Below are 17,372 nucleotides of genomic sequence, written 5' to 3'. Positions count from 1 at the left end.
TGTTTTTGTTGTAGTCTTCCAAGATAATTATTTCCGATGTTTTGGAAGGGTTTTTTGTGATTTTTCTGACGCTCCTTTTTCGGGACTCAACCTCCGCATTCGATAAGCATTCATCGCAGTTTTTCCTAGTCTATTGGTCAGCCTATGGTTGACATACGCACCGACCACCGCACCCACGCCAGGAATCAACTGAAGCAACTTGGCAAGATCCAAATGGTCTCTATATTCTTGTTGAAAAGATTGCCAATCAAATGCATTGATATCCTTCGGCAGTCTATCTTTCTGAACTTCCCAGTTGCTAATCACTAAGTAAATCTCATTTCGTCTCTTTTGACTTGAAAATGCAAGCTGAAATACATATAGTATGAACAGACGTTCTTTGTAATCCTTTGTATCGACCCTGTATGTGGCGGCAATGTCGAATAACATTTTCATTTTGATAGATAGCCAAAGCGGGAAATCGGCCAGCCCACTCACAAATCCGCCGAATCCGGTAATGGCTCCTTCGGCAGTAGCGGTAGAGGTGTACTTATTGATTTTATCTTTGACCTGTTCTTCTATGTCCATCAACGACCGAACTTCTGTAGCGGGTTTGGTGGTAAAGTCTGCGCCAAACAAAACTGCCCTTGTAAGTTCCTTAATGACCTTGGTAATGACCTTGTGTAGCCTATTCGGCAATAGACTGTTGATTTTAGTTTGCACCCTACGAATGGCTGCATTAGAAACAGAAGGAGTCCGTTGCATCGTCACTTGCCATTCAGCCAGTTCTCTTGCTATTTTCTCTTCGTAGTTAGACATACACTTAAGTTAAAACAAAAAGGCCTTTGCTAAACAAAGGCCTCCAAAAACATGTTTACTATTTTTAATCTGTCAGAGTTACAATCACTTTATCCAGTTCGCCGGTAAAATTAAAAGTACTTCCTTCATAAGATGGATCTACCTGAGTACCTGTATCCATTCCTAGATCAAAAGTTTCTGCCAAAGAATAGGTTGAAATATGCATGGTTTCAAAGTAATCTTCTGCCTGCTTTTCACCATTCACATAAAGTTCGCCTGTACCTGCCCAAGGCTTCAATGTCCCATCTATTACTGATCGATCTAAAATAAAATTGAACATCAAGTCTGTTTTACCTGTAGGTAGTGGGTTCGAAACGATGTGATGATGTACACCATCCAAGAAATTGTAATCAAAGTGCAACCTGTTGTCGCGAATATACATGGAGTAGCCACCTGTCATGCCGCCGCATGCCACTATTACACCTTCCTCATCACCTTTCAGGTTAATTGTAGTCTCTATTTTATGTGATCTCCCTTTCACGGGAGCGGATGCCTTTTCTGCTATTCTAGTAGCTCCTGGCGCGTAATAAGTGAACTCCTTTTTATCTCCGAAAAGTACATAATTCACTGCATTAAGACGCGCCAACATGTCATCGTACATGGGGTAAACATTATTTTCCCAGGCCTCTTTTTCAAATACTTTTTTTAGTTCTTCCAGTTTTTCAGGATACTGATCAGCCAGATTAGTACTCTCAGAAAAATCCTCCTCCACATTGTATAGTTCCCAAACATCTTCATTAAAATCAGCCCGCTTGTTGATGTCCCATGGCATACGATTCGCATGCAGTGTCACTGCTTTCCAGCCGTCTTGCCAGATTGCTCTATTTCCAAACATCTCATAGTACTGTGTTTTTTTGGCATTTGGTGCATCGGGATTATCAAATGAATAATTCATGGGCACTCCTGTAAACTCTTGCTGAGGGATACCATGATACTCATCAGGTCTTTCTATTCCAGCTGCCTCCATTATTGTCGGCGCAATATCACTGATGTGATGATACTGACTACGAACCTCTCCTTTGGTTTTGATTCCTTCTGGCCAATGTACAACTAGATGATCCTGCTGGCCTCCTCTATGTTCTGATTGTTTGAAATATGGGAAAGGAGTATTTCCTGCCATTGCCCAGCCGGCATGGTAATGAGGATAACTATCCCATTGCCCCCAGTTGTCATAGTTTCTCATATTAGATTCAAACGGCGTTTGCATTCCATTTAAAACATAAGTTTCGTTAAACGTACCTTGCAACCCTCCTTCTCCACTTGCTCCATTATCTGCAGTCACCATAATCAAAGTGTTATCCAATTCTCCAATTCTTTTTAAGGTTTCTACCACACGGCCAATTTGAAAATCAACGTGCTCCATCTGCGCAGCAAATACTTCCATTTGTTTTGCATATAGTTTTCTTTCCTCATCAGATAAAGAATCCCAGGCTGGTATTTCTTTGATTCTGCCCGACAGTTTTGTGTTTTCTGGTACTACTCCCAATTCCTTCTGTCTAGCTAAGATTTTTTCTCTAGCCACATCCCATCCTTCATCAAACTTCCCTTTGTATTTTGCGATAAACTCATCGGGTGCATGATGGGGAGAGTGCATAGAACCAGATGCCCAAAGCATCATAAATGGCAATTCCTTATCCAAAGACTTGTGTCCAGTAATCCATTCAATGGCGCGATCAGCAAGGTCTGCATCCAAATGCTTAGATTTTCTGTAAGGCTCCGGGTGATGGTCATCCCACATCACTGGAATAAACTGATGTACATCGGCCGCCATAAAATTGTACCCATGATCAAACCCTTCATCGCTTGGCCACCTGTGGAATGGTCCCACCTGAGAAACTTCGTATAATGGCGTGTGATCCCACTTACCCAAAGAGTAATTCACATAACCTTCTGCTTGGAGGTAATTGGCAACTGATTTTGCAGAAGGGGGAACTACTGCATTGTAGCCTGGGAATCCCATAGCTGTCAGAGCATGACTACCCAAGCCAATTTTATGGGGGTTTCTCCCTGCCATCAGGGTCGCTCTGGATGGAGAGCACAAGGCTGTGGTGTGGAAGTTGTTGTACCGCAATCCATTTTCAGCCAAGGCATCAATATTTGGTGTTTCTATAAGTCCACCGAATGAACCCACTTGAGCGAATCCAACATCATCCAATAAGAAGATGATTACATTAGGTGCATCTTTCGGTGGACGTTTTTTCTTTGGCCACCACTCTTCAGATTCTTCATAAGTTTTTCCGATTTTCCCTTCAAATTCCTGCCCATACTTGGCAAAGTTCTCAGAGACTTGTTCTTCTTGTTCGACTGGCTGACAGGCCACCATACAACCGGTCACTGCTAATGCAACAACGACATGCTTAGTAATTTTCATTATTTAGATTTTTTGGTCATTCAATCAAGTTAACCAAACCAAACAAAAATACCTTGAAAATAATGGTCGATTATCCCGATTTAAGGAAGTAGACGTGCCATTTCATATTGTTTCAGATCTCTTGAAAAACCTAATTTTTCAAAAAATGAGATGATGCCATCTTGCGTTGCTTCAATATTCAAAACAGAAAAATTCTTACTCTCACTCATCAGATGAGCATGATGAATCAAGGCAGTCCCAATTCCTTGCCTACGACTATTTTTCCTAACCGCCAACTGAGTAATTCGTCCATTGTGTGGTTGAAAAATAATGAACCCTTGCAATTCGTGTCCAATACGAACCTCCAAAATTCTCTCGCTTGGCAAGTGATATTTGACTTGCTCCAGTTGATCTAGCATACTTGGAAGTATGTCTCCCAAAAGCTGATATTCTTCGATTTGAAAATCTTTTACTTCATTTATTTCAAATTCGTTTTTAGTTTTCAAATCAAGAATTCCATCCCTCAACAACAGACATTGAAAATCTTTCGACACTTCGAACCCTGAATTACGATATGCCTTAATGGCTTGCTTATTTTCAGTTAGCACCTCAAGCACGCATTTTTCAACTCCTTCTCCTATCAATCTGGGCGATATAAAATCATACAGTTTGGCTGTCAGCCCTTGACCCAAATAACCTGGAATGACTCCTGTTCCTCCATTGTAAGCTGTCAGTACCCCTTCGTATTCATTGATGGTTTGAAAAATAAATCCAACCAATTTGTCACCAGAAAAAACACTCGGAGAAAGGTCAAAGTTAATGTTCAGCTTATGAAGCATCCTATCTTCAAATGCCTCACGGGTCATTTTCATATTGACTTGATAGTTGGAAAAAGCTTCAATGAATGACCGATGCATCTGACCTAAATCTGCTTTAGTAAGCGTTCTATAATGCAATGGTGGCGCCATCAGCAAAGTCGAGCTCCATTAGGTAATTTTCTCTCTACAGAAGAAAGCACAATATCTCCGTGTTCGTCAGCAAAACCCGTGACTAGTATCTCGGACATAAACTTGCCAATCTGCCTTGGTGGAAAGTTGACTACACAAATCACTTGCCTGCCTACCAAGTCCTCCAAGGAATACAATGCGGTAATTTGTGCACTGGATTTTTTCACTCCAATTTCCTTTCCTAAATCAACCGTAAGTTTGTAGGCAGGCTTTCTAGCTTCTGGATAGGGCTCAGCAGTGAGAATAGTCCCTACTCTCAAGTCTACTTTTTCAAAGTCATCCCAACTGATTAACTCTTGACTCATATTCTATTTAATACTTTTTGGATTAAATCATCAACTATGTCGCCTGGGTCTTTGGCAAACTCTTGTGTTACGCGATTAGCCAAAATAGCATTCAGACTCAACACTTCGTGTCCTAACAATCGGCCCAACGCATAATATCCGGCTGTCTCCATTTCAAAATTCGTCAATCTGAAATCAGCTTGTCTGAATTCATTCAATGTATCCATAAATCCAGACATTCGGTTCTTAGCCCTTAACGTCCTTCCTTGAGGGCCATAAAAACCTGGACAGGTGGCGGTATTTCCTTTAAGCATGTCGTAGGCCAGTTTATCTCTCAAAAGATTAGAGCCAGCAACAGCGTATGGAGCAAAAGGCAGCCCAGTAGCCGACTGTAGATTCTTTGATATTGAAGATTCCTCAATTGTCTGGTCCAGGTCGTAATAACACATCAAAGTATCAAAACCAACGGCCATCTCAGAAGCTAATAGAGAGCCAACTGGAATATCAGACTGCATACTCCCTGATGTGCCAATTCTTACAATATTGAGACTGGTTTTTTGTTCTTTGACGGTTCGAGTGGAGAGATCCACGTTGACCAGAGCATCCAGTTCATTGAGGAAAATTTCAATATTGTCGGTACCCATGCCAGTACTCATGACAGTCAGTTCCTTGCCCTTGTAAACACCTCTATGGGTAACAAACTCTCTACATTTCTTCTTGAAATCTACTCGATCGAAGCGATTGGTAATTTTCTCTACACGCTCTGGATCACCTACAGTAATGATCGTATCGCTTATATTCTCAGGCACCAGTTGAAGGTGATAGACACTTCCATCAGGGTTTAATATGAGATCGGTTTCAGAAATTTTCGTCATGAACTTTTCAAGAAATTTAATTCCTGAAAAGATAGCAAAAACTATAAGATGATAGGTATTAAAGGTGGGTTATGCATCCACTTTTTGTGCAGGATTCCCAAATACTGTGTCTCCATCAGCAACATCTGCAATTACTACGGATCCTGCCCCTACTCTGGCGTTCTTTCCAATCTTGACACCACTTACGATAACCGATCCTGCCCCTACAAAGGCATTCTCTCCCAATTCCACGTTGGCACTTACAGTAGCCCCCGCGCCGATCTGAACAAAATCTCCCAATTTGGCATCATGATCTACTGTGCATCCACTATGTAATATGCAATGGTTGGCTAGATCAGAACCCGCTCCTAAAGTCACATTGGCGTTGATGAAATTGCCATGACCCAGCACAGCTGATTTGGCAATATGCGCCGAAGCATGAATGGCATTTGTCGGCATTACCTTACGCTTTTCAATCAACGTTTTTGCAATGCTCTGCTTTTCCTTACTATCGTCAGTAGCTACAAATGCTTCACACTTTTGACCGATAAGCTTGAGGAAACCCTGATCATTAGTTCTACCCAGCACAGGTATATTGTCTATCTCTGTATTGTGTAGTTTTTTATCGTCATCCAAGAAACCATAGACAACATTTCCATTTGATTCAAAAATTTCTAGAGCAGCTCTACCTAGGCCACCTGTACCAAAAATGATTACGGGATTTTCCATGCCGCAAAGGTAGAGAAAGAGTTTATTGAAATACTAGTTTAATCGGCAGGAATAGTACCCTTTTCACTTTCGGCTAAACATAATTTTATCATGCGATCTGTAATCACCTGCAATTTGGATGAGTCCGTTCCGCCCATACCGTAACCGCTGCACCAATCCATCGTCCCAACATTGTAGACCATGCCAGTTGAATCAGTTTTCTTACCAACTACGAAAGCACCATTTCTACTATCACCGAGTGAATCGTATGCCAATAACTCTGTTTCGGTGAAAAATGAATTGTTAATTCTTACCGGGGCTCCATCTTCATATCTTATTGAGACACCATCGTACTCCTTAGAAGGAATATGCAACATGTCCAATTCTTCACTCAGAACATCTTGAAAAACAGGGTGAGGCTTATTGATCACTTTATAGCCATTAAATCCAATATTATTTTTCCTCCCATACCCTCCTTGCATAAAGTCGGATATTATGCTTTCGCCAATAGGGTAATTAAGCAAAGCGTCTGACCAATTTATCGTACGCAACAAAGTATCCTCAATTGGGTCTTCTCGCGATTTATAACAAATCATGGCATCCTTCTTTTCAGAGTATCTCACTTGCCACCACATGGTATTCCCTGATAAAATAATAGCCTGACCTCCATTAGTTATAAAGCTATCAAAGTTCCGTCGTGCTTGTCTAGCCCAGTATTCGCTGTGGCCAACAATTATTAAAACATCCAAATTCTCTAGACTCTCCATTCGATCCATATCTAAATCTGAGAGATACGAGAATTTAAAAGATTGGTGGTTAAAGAAATATCGAAGTCCATAAAATGCTTGAAATGATATATATGGGAATGTGGGTCTCAAAAATGAAACTCGATTGGTTTTTTGAGAAAACATTCCATAGAGACTCTTTCCACCGAAAATATTATAGGCATTGCGAGTATTAGATGCGTACAATACGCCAATTCTAGTATCATCGCCCCTTATTAAAAGCGGTATTTTCTTTTCCCATAAGTAGAGTCCACCTTTCAACTCTGGGATTTTATATTCAAGCGTCTGTTCATATCCAAAGCCTTCTTCACTAGAGTTCTCTTTGGCGTCTTGCGGTTGGAGTTGCACCCAGACTGAGTCGACGATTTGCTGATTGATGTCGTATAATTTTATCCAGGTAGATCGAACATCGGTAGAATTGATAAAAACACGGCAAGTATCCCCCCAATCATAAGACTGCTTATCCACATATCCATCTTCTATTGGGCTATCTTTTGCCTGATACCACTGATTCAGCACAAAATGAGCATATAATTGGTTATCCAAATAATACTGAATGGCTTTGTAAGAAGGAACGGCAAGTACTGTAATCAAACCAATCACCAAAACCCATTTCAATTTATTTTTCATCAGCTGAATTACTCCGTTTTACACTAAACAAAACTACAAGATTGACAAAGAAAAAAATAGGCACATAGGCCACCCGGTACCTTGATAAGGTCCCAATGTTTGGTGTGGTCAGTGCTAGCAAGATGCTAGCTATAGTTACATAAGAAAGCAAAAAAAACACTTCATTTGAGAGGTTAAATTTGCCTCCAATGAAAGTTTTCCAAATGGCTATAATAGACACAAAAATCATGATCAAATTTTCGATGCTGGCCATAAATTTCAAAGGGTTATCTAAACTAAAACTCAATGGAGAAAATAACCCTACAAAGAATGCCTTTGGAGCGCTAATTATCAGGCCATACCAACTGGCGTTCAAATTTGGATACAACACATATCCTTCAGGGTCAGTTTCAACAACCTTTCTAAGGTATTCTCGATTCACCACTTCTGGCAACATGCTAAGGTTAAGGTTTGGACTAAAAAAGGATAATGCAAAGAGCGAAATGGCCACTACCACAACAACTACTGCTCCCTGAATTAGTTTACCTTCAGCCTCGTTCAACTTGAGTTTCAGTAGATACACCACAATTAGGGGTACCAGGAGCCCGGCCAAATAGTATTTAATTGCTAGAAGCAGACCAATACTAACCAATGCCCCAGTAGCATATTTGTACTTCAATCTTCCTGAAGAATGGGTCATCTGAATTATAGATGCCAGCGAAAGGAAAATAGCTACGGTAGAAAAGCATTCCTTGAATATACCACTCGACCAAAATGCTGCGGAAGGCAGGAAAAAAAATGCCACTACGCTGGCATACAATACTTCTGATCTAGGGTAATAAAATGTTATACTCTTAACAAAATACCAAACCGCGAAAAAACTGATAACCGAAACATAAAGCGAGGCAACCCAATAAATACCTGCCGAAAAAAAAGTGGGGATGGAAAGGGCAACTATAAAAAAGAATGTTCTTGAATTTAGCATATCCAAACCTTGCCAAATTTCTTGATTCGACGAATAGATTGACTTCAACGAAAATGGATCATTGATTACTGCCATAGCCAACTCCCAAGAAGTGTTGAAAAAGAGAATACTATCACCATTTCCATTGTAGTAATAGTGGTAAACCAGCCCCGCACCCCAGCCGGCTAAAATCTTGAAAATTAATGCTGGAAAAAAAAATCGTTTTAGGTGCTGATCGGCTGTTTCATTTCGCCAGGCGTTGCCTATCAAATAGATAATCCCCAACAAGCCAATCAACATCAAGAACCATTTCATCCTAAGGAGTTAAATAAAATTATTGAGCAGCCCTTCTCATTCGTTTCATCATTAATAAAACCCAAGTCCAACCTGACAAAGGTTTTTCTAGCTATTAATCAAGCTGACTCCAATTTTACAGGATAGACACTTCTTTTTCAAACAAAAATCATTTCTAAGTCCTATCAAGGCCTGACTATCAAACGCATTTTTCGCCTTTAGCCCTAATTCTTGCCAACTGTTTGTAATATGATTCCTTTCTGGAACCAAGTCTTGGAGCAAATCAACCGCTTTATCCATGTAGCTGCCTTCGTCTGTGTATTGAGCATATGCAGCCAATAAGGGTGCTACCGAATTAATCAAAATTAAATCAATACTTGCTTTCCCAATAGTCTTTGCTAGCCGACTTCCTTCCTTTCCAAAATCGTAATGTTTCTGCCAATAGGGAGACACCTCAAAGTCAAACATATTTCGAAGCTCTTTATTATTGGTGAAATGAATAAAACGATCGAAGCACTTCACATTCTTGGCTAAAAAAGAGGAAAATTGTGCCAAGCGCACCGTCGGAAAATTGCCCGGCCTTAGCCTTAAAAATTTCCATTCAACTTTCTTTAAACCTAAATCATCAAGGCTGTATTTTTTTGATAAGTAATCAAACTCTTTACTTAGAGTCAACCCATAACCCTCGTTCGCAGCCTGAAGAAATCCCGCCATCCCAAAAATTAAGGCCTCAACCTGATCTAGTTTCTCCGCATGCTTAATCACTGTCTTATGGTTTAAACTCTGGGCCAATTTGAGAAAAGGTTCGTCATTGGTTTTGAAACCAAAATTTTTGGCTAGCAATTGATAAGCCGCCTCTTCCCAGTCACCATTATTTTTTTCGAGAAGATTCAAAATGTGCTCGGACTTTTGTTTCAAGCGCATCACACCCACTTGCTCAAGCATGGACAATTTATCAATATCCTTGACCTGACCTATCTGAGTAGCACAGGGGATTTTTTCAGGACTTTTTATCAGTTGATTACACCTTTTGAGTAGTTCGGGCTTGATCCGACTCTGGAGTTCAAGTACTGGAAGTACTTGGGCATTGGCCATTTGCACTTCCTCATCATGTTCCCAAACCACATGAAGGATCACATTATTATAAGCTTCATCATGTTGGTGACGATGCCTATTCCAGTCAGATGATTTTAAATGCAATTCCACATGTCCATACCAAGTAACATCTCCAATCGACAGCTTGGCATTCAAGAAATCCGGCCCTGCATCTGTGTTATAACTACCAACAGCATATATCTGAACAGACTGACCACCACAAGTAGTTAGTGATAGGTTATTAAATTTTTGAAACTGCCAGATAAAATGTAAGAATGATTCTCTCACGGTTGGTTGGGTTGGGTAATAAATTGAACTTGTTATGCTCTAATTTAATTGTAGAACAATTGAAGTCAAAATCAGGTCAAATCCAATTTCTGTTCGAACGAAGCGTCTCCGCCATCAAAATCCTCCATTTTTTGCAACAACCCTTCCACTGTCACATCGGTTACGAACAAATTCAAATTAGAAAATTTAGCAAATCCTTCCTCATGCATATGCCGAAAGAGTGCCAATAGCTTTTCATAGAACCCGTTTATGTTTAATATGCCAATAGGCTTTTTGACCAATCCCAATTGCGCCCAGGTCAGTATTTCTGCCAATTCTTCTAATGTTCCAAATCCTCCAGGTAAGGCAATAAAACCATCTGATTTATCAACCATAATGGTTTTGCGCTCATGCATATTTTCTGTTTGAATCAATTCTGTAACGTCAGTATTAGTTATTTCTACTTGATCCAAAAATTTTGGTATAATCCCTGTCACAGATCCACCATTGCTTAGGCAAGCCTGAGCTACTGCTCCCATGATGCCTATTCTTGCACCACCGTACACCAATCTGATTTCTCTTTTCGCCAAAGCTGTCCCAAGCTCGGTAGCCGCATCTACGTAGCGCACATCTTTGCCTAGCGAAGACCCGCAATACACACAAATACTTTTCATAAAACTAATATAGTATCTGAAGAGCAACTTTAAATACATCAATTGATAAATCGTCTTTGAATAAAAGGTTGGACGTGTGAGCTGATAAAGATAAATTTGCGCACATTTTAAGAATTGCTATGGCCAAGGAAAAAATCAAAGCAGAAGAGAAGCGGGCGTTCAATAAGGAAAATTTTGGCAAGCTCTATGGTATATTCAAATACCTAATGCCTTACAAATCCAAGTTTGTCATCGGATTGGTCTTCTTGGTTTTGGGAAGTTTTCTTTTGCTTGCTTTTCCCCTCATTGCGGGAAAACTCATTGATGTAGCCTCTGGAGAAGGCACGTGGTTACTGAATGACATCAACAGTATAGCAATGAGTTTGGTAGTTATTCTTTTTTTACAAGGAATTTTCTCTTTCTTTAGAGTCTATCTTTTTGCACAAGTCAGTGAAAACGCTATGGCCGACGTGCGTTTTGATCTATATAAAAAATTACTTTATCTACCTATTACATTTTACGATCGTCATCGAACCGGTGAGCTAATGAGCAGAATGTCATCTGATGTCACCTTGCTGCAAACCACCTTCTCTACTACATTGGCGGAAGTCATCCGACAGATAGTAACTTTGATAGCTGGTATTGTAATTATTTTTGTGATTACACCAGCACTCAGCACATTCATGATCATGACACTTCCTGTCATTATTATAGCTGCTATGATCTTCGGTAAAAAAATCAGAAAACTGTCGCGTCAGTCCCAAGATGAACTGGCTAATTCGTCAACCATTGTAGAGGAGACCTTGCAATCCATTCTAGCTGTAAAATCCTTCACCAACGAACTATTCGAAAAGGCCAGATACAAAAAATCCCTTAGTGAAGTGGTCTCCCTTGCTTTAAAAACAGCCACCTTTCGCGCCGGTTTTATTTCATTTATCATTTTTGCTTTGTTTGGCGGCATGGTAGCTATTCTTTGGTACGGAGCACTTTTACTACAAAGAGGAGATATGACTTTGGGAGATTTAACCTCATTTGCTTTCTATACTGCATTTATTGGTGGGTCCATTGCTGGTATGGGTGATATGTTTGGGCAAGTACAAAGAGCAATCGGCGCTTCAGAGAGAATCTTAGAAATTCATGATGAATCTTCTGAAACCGAAGCCTCCGAATCAAATAAATTAGAGAAATTCAAGGGTGATCTTTCTTTTGATCAAGTGAGTTTTCAATACCCAAGTAGAAAAGACATGCCAGTACTAACTGATTTTTCTATGCAGGTACAGGCTGGTGAAAAAGTGGCTTTAGTAGGAAAAAGTGGAGCCGGAAAGTCTACCATTGCTCATCTTTTGATGAGATTATATGATGGGTTTAAAGGCTCGGTAAAAGTAGATGGAAAAGAGATTGCTTCTTATGACCTAACCCCATTTAGAAAAAATATTGGAATTGTACCACAGGAAGTAATTCTTTTTGGTGGCAACATAAGAGAAAACATTGCCTATGGTAAACCCTCAGCCACTCAAGAAGAAATTGAAACGGCAGCTCAAAAGGCGCATGCGCTAGAATTTATAACCTCTTTTCCTGAAGGGTTTGATACCATCGTAGGAGAGCGTGGTGTAAAACTGTCTGGAGGTCAACGACAACGTATCGCGATCGCTCGGACGATCTTAAAAGACCCGTCGATCTTAATCTTGGATGAGGCCACCAGCTCACTAGACGCGGAATCTGAACAGCAGGTCCAGCTAGCGTTGAATGAATTGATGAAAGACAGGACTACATTGATCATTGCACACCGACTGGCGACCATCAAAGAAGTAGATAGAATCTATGTCATCAAAAATGGCAGAATTGAGGAATCTGGTGACCATAATGAACTCATTGATAACGTAAAAGGCACCTATCACCACCTAGTCAACCTTCAATTGGTTAATTAAGTACAGAATTCTGCTATTTATTTCATTATCTCCCTGATAATCACTTCCTTTGCGGCTTGTTAATCGAAAATAGCGAATAACAGACTTAAAACCACCAAGATATACACCCATGATTCTCAATTTGTTTTCGGGCACTAACGAAGCCTTGCTGTTTGGCATCTTCGGAATTGTAATCATCCTTTTTCTTGCGGTCGACTTGGGACTTGTTCACAAAGGGCCTTCCAAGATCACGCAAAAGGATGCGCTGCTGCAGACTATATTCTGGATTGTAGTTTCCTGTATTTTTGGAGGGTTAATCTATTTTTTCGGAGGGGGTGCTAATGATGCATTAGAGTATTTTTCTGCCTACGTAACCGAAAAAGCACTTTCTGTTGACAACATTTTTGTTATCCTTCTAATCTTAAGGTACTTCAAAATTAAGGATGAGTACTATCATGACATTCTGTTTTGGGGAATTCTAGGTGCCATTGTTTTCAGAGCAGTTTTCATTTTTCTTGGAGCACTACTTATTGGCGAGTTTCACTGGATACTATACATCTTTGGTGTATTCTTGGTGTATTCAGGTATCAAAATCTTTAATGAAGATGATGATATGGAAATTGAGCCTGAAAAGAATATCCTTACCAGATGGGCTAAGAAGGTACTTCCCATATCAACCGATGACCGCGGTGGGCGATTTGCATTTATGGAAAAAGGTAAATTGTGGTTTACTCCTCTTTTCCTTGTTATTCTTCTTATCGAATCAACCGATCTCATTTTTGCAGTTGACTCGATACCAGCGGCATTTGCCATCACTCAAAATGAATTTGTGATCTATACCTCAAATATTTTCGCGGTAATGGGACTACGAGCTATGTTCTTTTTATTAGCAAACATATTAGATCGTTTTTATCTCCTACAAAAGGGACTTTCTATTGTGCTCATATTCATTGGAGTCAAAATGCTAATGGAAATGAGCATTGTACAACAAGGGTTTCAGATGGCCTTCGGCATCGAACATGCCCACATTCCTATTATCTGGTCTTTTATTGTTATTATGGCCGCACTTACACTTTCTATAGTGCTATCAATTATGTTTCCTCAAGAAGAGGAAATCGTTAAGCCAGTGGAAAGCACAAAAAATTAATCTACATTATCGTTACTTTTGGGGTCTGATTTTCGTTAGGCATTAATAAAAAAGTAGACTATGTACATTCCATTTGACGAAATGGCTGACACCTCGCGTGTATGGATTTATCAGGCTGATAGACAATTCACTGCAGCTGAACAATCACAAGTTGAATCCAAGTGTAACTCCTTTCTGCAAGAATGGGCAGCACATGGGCAAGCCCTAAAGAGCTCATTCCAAATTATCCATGATAAATTTTTAGTGATCAGCGTAGATGAATCGTTCAACCAGGCTAGTGGATGTTCCATCGACGCATCTGTTGGGTTAGTTAAAAATTTGGAGCAAGAGTTCGGAATCAATTTCTTCGATAGAACAAAAGTTTGTTTCCTTATTAATGGTGATGTCGTCGAAATACCTTTGAATGGAATTAAATCTGAAGTTGAAAATGGAACGATCAACTCAGACACATTAACATTTAATAATTTGGTGACCGACATTCGTGCTTTTCAGACGGACTGGAAAGTGGAAGCAAAAAACAGTTGGCTCAAACGCTATTTCCAGTAAGGGGCGTATATTAGGAATGTGTTTTATCTTTAGGTAAACTATAAATAGATTTTATGGCCAGCAACAACAAACTTTTCAGTTTATTTCTAATTATTCTTTTGACTTCATGCAGCGCTTCCAAAAAAGCAAATAAGAGTCTTGAAGCAGGAGAATACAGCGATGCCATATATCAATTAGAAAAGTCCATAAAACCAGACGATCCGGAGTCAAACTTTCTACTTGCCGAAGCTTATAGAAAGTCTAACCGAATACAGGAAGCAGAACCCTATTATATGGCTGCCATTGATGCCGGTGTTCAAGACGAGAGTGCCTTCTACTACTATGCCGTGGCCCTGAAAGCAAATGATGACATAAAACGAGCCAATCAGGTACTCGAAAACTATTTAAAAACAGGCCAGGACGATGCCATAGTAGCTTTAGCCGAACGGGAACTTAATAATCTAGGACAGTTGCCAGCGATTGAAACTAGAGTAAACCACTTCAGGGTAAAAAATCTTGAAGCCATCAATACAAAGTTTGCAGAATATTCACCATTCTATAATGCGGGCAAGCTCTACTTCACTTCCAACAGACATGGAGGCAAGATCTACAAAGGAACGGGAACACCTTTTACTGATATTTATGTAGTAAATACTCGGGGTGCAAATGTGGATTTGGCCACCCTAGAAGAACTGAGTCCGATCATCAATGAGCCAAATGTAAATCTAGGCTCGATCACGATGTCAAAAAATGGAAACACCGTGATTTTTGCCAAAGGCAACTCGGGTAAATCTTCCGGAGCCAGCGAAGTCAACCTATATTTTACACGATATAGAAATGGTGCGTGGCAAAAACCGCGTCCGCTAAGTATCAACGGGCAAGACACATGGGATTCTACCCCTGCACTAAGCCCTGATGGCAAAACCTTGTTTTTTTCATCAAATCGAGAAGGAGGATTTGGTGGATTAGACATTTATACTGCTTCATTGAATAGAAGGGGTAGATGGGTAGATGTAAGAAATATGGGTGAAGGAATTAATACACCTGGCAATGAAATATTCCCTTATGCCGGTGGCACAGGAAGATTGTATTTCTCCTCGGACGGATGGCCAGGTTTTGGAGGACTGGATATCTTTGAGGTGACCAGAGAGGGTGGTCATGTGAAACTAGAAAATCTAGGAACACCAATTAATTCTAATGCTGATGATTTTGGGCTTTTCCTTTTCAACCCTTCACGTGGTTTCTTCACATCCAATAGAAAAGGAGGCAAAGGAGATGACGATATTTATACTTTCGTCAATGATGATCCCGAATTGCGAATTGTTAATTACTGGCTTTCAGGAACCACACTTACACACGAAAGTGATAGCCAATTAGTAGCACTCTCAAATACCAAAGTTGTACTTAGAGATCAAGATGACAATATTATTGATGAGAAATTCACCCAAGTCGATGGCAAATATCGATTCCGAGTATTTACAGAAGAAAAGTATTATTTGGTCGCTGAGAAGGAAGAGTATTTCACAACCCGTATTGATTTTTCCACTATCGGAAAATCAGTGGACAAGTCCACCCTAAAAAACACCATTACAAATATCGAGTTTGAGGTGGATCTTCCGCTGGAAAAAATTGTGGTGGACAAAGCTATCGTTCTTAACAACATTTACTACGACCTCAACAAAGCCGATATCAAACCAGAAGCGGCTGCAGAATTGGATAAATTGGTCACCCTTATGAGAGATAACCCCAACATCAATATAGAATTGAGTTCTCATACTGATGTAAGGTCCAGTCATGAATATAATATGAACCTATCCCAACGAAGAGCTCAAAGCGCTGTGAATTATATTGCTTCTCAAGGGATCGAAAATAGAAGAATGGTGGCAAAAGGTTATGGCGAAACCAAATTGATTATCGAAAATGCCAAAACTGAAGAAGAACATCAGGTAAACAGGAGGACCGAGTTTAAGGTTACACGATACAATAAGAAGTTTGCCAGACAGCATGCTGAAGATTACGATGAGTCCGATAGGTTTTTTGACGACGTAGAGGACTCACAGTAAACACCGATATTAGGTTTAGGAGATTTACCTAAACATCTAATTAAAATGAGCATCTCCTACTTCTTATGAAAAATTTCGAATAAATATTTTTCCTTTTACCCAAAATTTTTTGCCAATTCTGGCCATTATCGTACCTTTTAAGGAACAAAATTTATTTTTAGGAGAATCCTGTATTCACTTTTTTTTAAAAACAATTGATCTTTGAAGTTGTAATAGTTGTAAACGAACAGGCTAATTCATGAATCTGTTCGGATGAACATTAAACTAAAAAACAATTAGAAAACCAGCATGCCTAACCAATTTGAGCGATAGATAAATATGAAAGGTTTTTTTATTAGAGCGACAAGAGTGACCCCTTCGATCTACTTCGATCCAGGAAAGGGTCTACTTGATATTCGAGGGAAATCCAGTCCAGAAAACCCATTGGTATTCTACAAATATGTGAATGACTCTATCGATCATTTTGGCAAGACTGACAAAGCAGCGATCACTCTAAACGCTGCCTTTGAATATTTTAACACAAGTTCCTCTAAGTGTATTTACATTTTGTTCAAAAAGCTCAATGACTTAAAAGTTGAAAGGGGCAAAGAAATTCATATCAATTGGTACTACGAGGAAGGTGATGAAGACATGCTTGAAGCAGGCGAAGACTTAAGCTCTTTCTTTAATTACGAATTCAACTACGTCGAAATACCAGAGATTAAAATATTGGGTGAAATGCGGGAAGAGTCCTCGGAGAACTAAATTTCATTTCAAAAGAGAACGGTAAGGCTTCATGATCATATGAAGCCTTTTTTATTTTCATCTAAAATGGCTCCATTGCTCAACCTATTAAATACCTACGTTCATCGTACGTGGACATTTAGTCATCTAAAACATGATTCCCATTCATCTAATAAACCGTAACAAATCTTGAAAATCGATCAAAACAACTAAACTTTGTTTTATTAAGTTCATTCGGTAAATAGTAATATTATTAGAATGAATTAGTTATATAAGTCAATTAAATATTTTTTTAATCCT

Annotated in this window: 15 protein-coding genes; 5 read left to right on the top strand and 10 right to left on the bottom strand. The window is 39.6% G+C overall.

Annotated elements, in window-relative coordinates; all coding sequences use genetic code 11:
• Positions 1-27: 27 nt before the first annotated feature.
• The 10 genes from ACO6S2_RS04410 to ACO6S2_RS04365 all read right to left on the bottom strand — a co-directional run bounded on the left by ACO6S2_RS04410 (position 28) and on the right by ACO6S2_RS04365 (position 10,728).
• Positions 28-798 (bottom strand): EcsC family protein, encoded by a 771-nt coding sequence (locus tag ACO6S2_RS04410; RefSeq protein WP_422361309.1) that lies wholly within the window; start codon positions 796-798, stop codon positions 28-30.
• 64 nt (positions 799-862) lie between these two features.
• The gene (locus ACO6S2_RS04405; RefSeq protein ID WP_422361308.1) at positions 863-3,208 is read right to left on the bottom strand and encodes an arylsulfatase; all 2,346 of its coding nucleotides are present in this window, start codon (positions 3,206-3,208) and stop codon (positions 863-865) included.
• 80 nt (positions 3,209-3,288) lie between these two features.
• Positions 3,289-4,155, bottom strand: coding sequence for a GNAT family N-acetyltransferase (locus ACO6S2_RS04400; RefSeq protein WP_422361307.1), 867 nt, complete (start codon positions 4,153-4,155; stop codon positions 3,289-3,291).
• The gene (locus tag ACO6S2_RS04395; protein WP_422361306.1) at positions 4,155-4,499 is read right to left on the bottom strand and encodes a tRNA-binding protein; all 345 of its coding nucleotides are present in this window, start codon (positions 4,497-4,499) and stop codon (positions 4,155-4,157) included. Before ACO6S2_RS04395 ends, ACO6S2_RS04400 begins: the two co-directional genes overlap by 1 nt.
• Positions 4,496-5,353 (bottom strand): nucleoside phosphorylase, encoded by an 858-nt coding sequence (locus ACO6S2_RS04390; RefSeq protein ID WP_422361305.1) that lies wholly within the window; start codon positions 5,351-5,353, stop codon positions 4,496-4,498. The genes ACO6S2_RS04395 and ACO6S2_RS04390 overlap by 4 nt, the downstream gene beginning before the upstream one ends.
• Positions 5,354-5,422: 69 nt before the next feature.
• The gene (locus tag ACO6S2_RS04385; RefSeq protein WP_422361304.1) at positions 5,423-6,061 is read right to left on the bottom strand and encodes an acetyltransferase; all 639 of its coding nucleotides are present in this window, start codon (positions 6,059-6,061) and stop codon (positions 5,423-5,425) included.
• Positions 6,062-6,099: 38 nt separating this feature from the next.
• A complete protein-coding gene (locus ACO6S2_RS04380) occupies positions 6,100-7,455 on the bottom strand; it encodes a N,N-dimethylformamidase beta subunit family domain-containing protein (RefSeq protein WP_422361303.1) in 1,356 nt (451 codons plus the stop codon).
• A complete protein-coding gene (locus ACO6S2_RS04375) occupies positions 7,445-8,713 on the bottom strand; it encodes a hypothetical protein (RefSeq protein WP_422361302.1) in 1,269 nt (422 codons plus the stop codon). The genes ACO6S2_RS04380 and ACO6S2_RS04375 overlap by 11 nt, the downstream gene beginning before the upstream one ends.
• Before the next feature lie 87 nt (positions 8,714-8,800).
• Complete coding sequence (locus ACO6S2_RS04370) at positions 8,801-10,075, bottom strand: DUF2851 family protein (protein WP_422361301.1); 1,275 nt, start codon at positions 10,073-10,075, stop codon at positions 8,801-8,803.
• 71 nt (positions 10,076-10,146) lie between these two features.
• A complete protein-coding gene (locus tag ACO6S2_RS04365; protein ID WP_422361300.1) occupies positions 10,147-10,728 on the bottom strand; it encodes a TIGR00730 family Rossman fold protein in 582 nt (193 codons plus the stop codon).
• A gap of 119 nt (positions 10,729-10,847) precedes the next feature.
• On the opposite strand from ACO6S2_RS04365, the gene ACO6S2_RS04360 reads away from it, so the two are divergent.
• From ACO6S2_RS04360 to ACO6S2_RS04340, 5 genes are all read left to right on the top strand, one after another.
• Positions 10,848-12,635 carry an ABC transporter ATP-binding protein gene (locus tag ACO6S2_RS04360; RefSeq protein ID WP_422361299.1) on the top strand — a complete coding sequence of 596 codons (1,788 nt, stop codon included), beginning with the start codon at positions 10,848-10,850 and terminating at the stop codon, positions 12,633-12,635.
• A 109-nt stretch (positions 12,636-12,744) separates the two neighbouring features.
• Entirely contained in the window at positions 12,745-13,761 is a 1,017-nt protein-coding gene (locus tag ACO6S2_RS04355) for a TerC family protein (protein ID WP_422361298.1), read from the top strand.
• 60 nt (positions 13,762-13,821) lie between these two features.
• Positions 13,822-14,307 (top strand): hypothetical protein, encoded by a 486-nt coding sequence (locus tag ACO6S2_RS04350; protein WP_422361297.1) that lies wholly within the window; start codon positions 13,822-13,824, stop codon positions 14,305-14,307.
• A gap of 53 nt (positions 14,308-14,360) precedes the next feature.
• Positions 14,361-16,349: an OmpA family protein gene (locus ACO6S2_RS04345; protein ID WP_422361296.1), complete on the top strand. Its 1,989-nt coding sequence runs from the start codon at positions 14,361-14,363 to the stop codon at positions 16,347-16,349.
• Between the two features lie 318 nt (positions 16,350-16,667).
• Complete coding sequence (locus ACO6S2_RS04340) at positions 16,668-17,093, top strand: DUF1987 domain-containing protein (protein WP_422361295.1); 426 nt, start codon at positions 16,668-16,670, stop codon at positions 17,091-17,093.
• Positions 17,094-17,372 lie beyond the last annotated feature (279 nt).

This window comes from Reichenbachiella sp. (genome assembly GCF_965233835.1).
Classification (GTDB): Bacteria; Bacteroidota; Bacteroidia; order Cytophagales; family Cyclobacteriaceae; genus Reichenbachiella.
This window is presented reverse-complemented; position numbering and strand designations above follow the sequence as displayed.

Excerpts from the sequence above, each read along its gene's own strand:
- ACO6S2_RS04350 (WP_422361297.1), top strand. The coding sequence starts at position 13,822 with ATGTACATTCCATTTGACGAAATGGCTGACACCTCGCGTGTATGGATT.
- ACO6S2_RS04375 (WP_422361302.1), bottom strand. The coding sequence starts at position 8,713 with ATGAAATGGTTCTTGATGTTGATTGGCTTGTTGGGGATTATCTATTTG.
- ACO6S2_RS04355 (WP_422361298.1), top strand. The coding sequence starts at position 12,745 with ATGATTCTCAATTTGTTTTCGGGCACTAACGAAGCCTTGCTGTTTGGC.
- ACO6S2_RS04365 (WP_422361300.1), bottom strand. The coding sequence starts at position 10,728 with ATGAAAAGTATTTGTGTGTATTGCGGGTCTTCGCTAGGCAAAGATGTG.
- ACO6S2_RS04390 (WP_422361305.1), bottom strand. The coding sequence starts at position 5,353 with ATGACGAAAATTTCTGAAACCGATCTCATATTAAACCCTGATGGAAGT.
- ACO6S2_RS04360 (WP_422361299.1), top strand. The coding sequence starts at position 10,848 with ATGGCCAAGGAAAAAATCAAAGCAGAAGAGAAGCGGGCGTTCAATAAG.
- ACO6S2_RS04385 (WP_422361304.1), bottom strand. The coding sequence starts at position 6,061 with ATGGAAAATCCCGTAATCATTTTTGGTACAGGTGGCCTAGGTAGAGCT.
- ACO6S2_RS04380 (WP_422361303.1), bottom strand. The coding sequence starts at position 7,455 with ATGAAAAATAAATTGAAATGGGTTTTGGTGATTGGTTTGATTACAGTA.
- ACO6S2_RS04410 (WP_422361309.1), bottom strand. The coding sequence starts at position 798 with ATGTCTAACTACGAAGAGAAAATAGCAAGAGAACTGGCTGAATGGCAA.
- ACO6S2_RS04345 (WP_422361296.1), top strand. The coding sequence starts at position 14,361 with ATGGCCAGCAACAACAAACTTTTCAGTTTATTTCTAATTATTCTTTTG.
- ACO6S2_RS04405 (WP_422361308.1), bottom strand. The coding sequence starts at position 3,208 with ATGAAAATTACTAAGCATGTCGTTGTTGCATTAGCAGTGACCGGTTGT.
- ACO6S2_RS04340 (WP_422361295.1), top strand. The coding sequence starts at position 16,668 with ATGAAAGGTTTTTTTATTAGAGCGACAAGAGTGACCCCTTCGATCTAC.
- ACO6S2_RS04400 (WP_422361307.1), bottom strand. The coding sequence starts at position 4,155 with ATGGCGCCACCATTGCATTATAGAACGCTTACTAAAGCAGATTTAGGT.
- ACO6S2_RS04395 (WP_422361306.1), bottom strand. The coding sequence starts at position 4,499 with ATGAGTCAAGAGTTAATCAGTTGGGATGACTTTGAAAAAGTAGACTTG.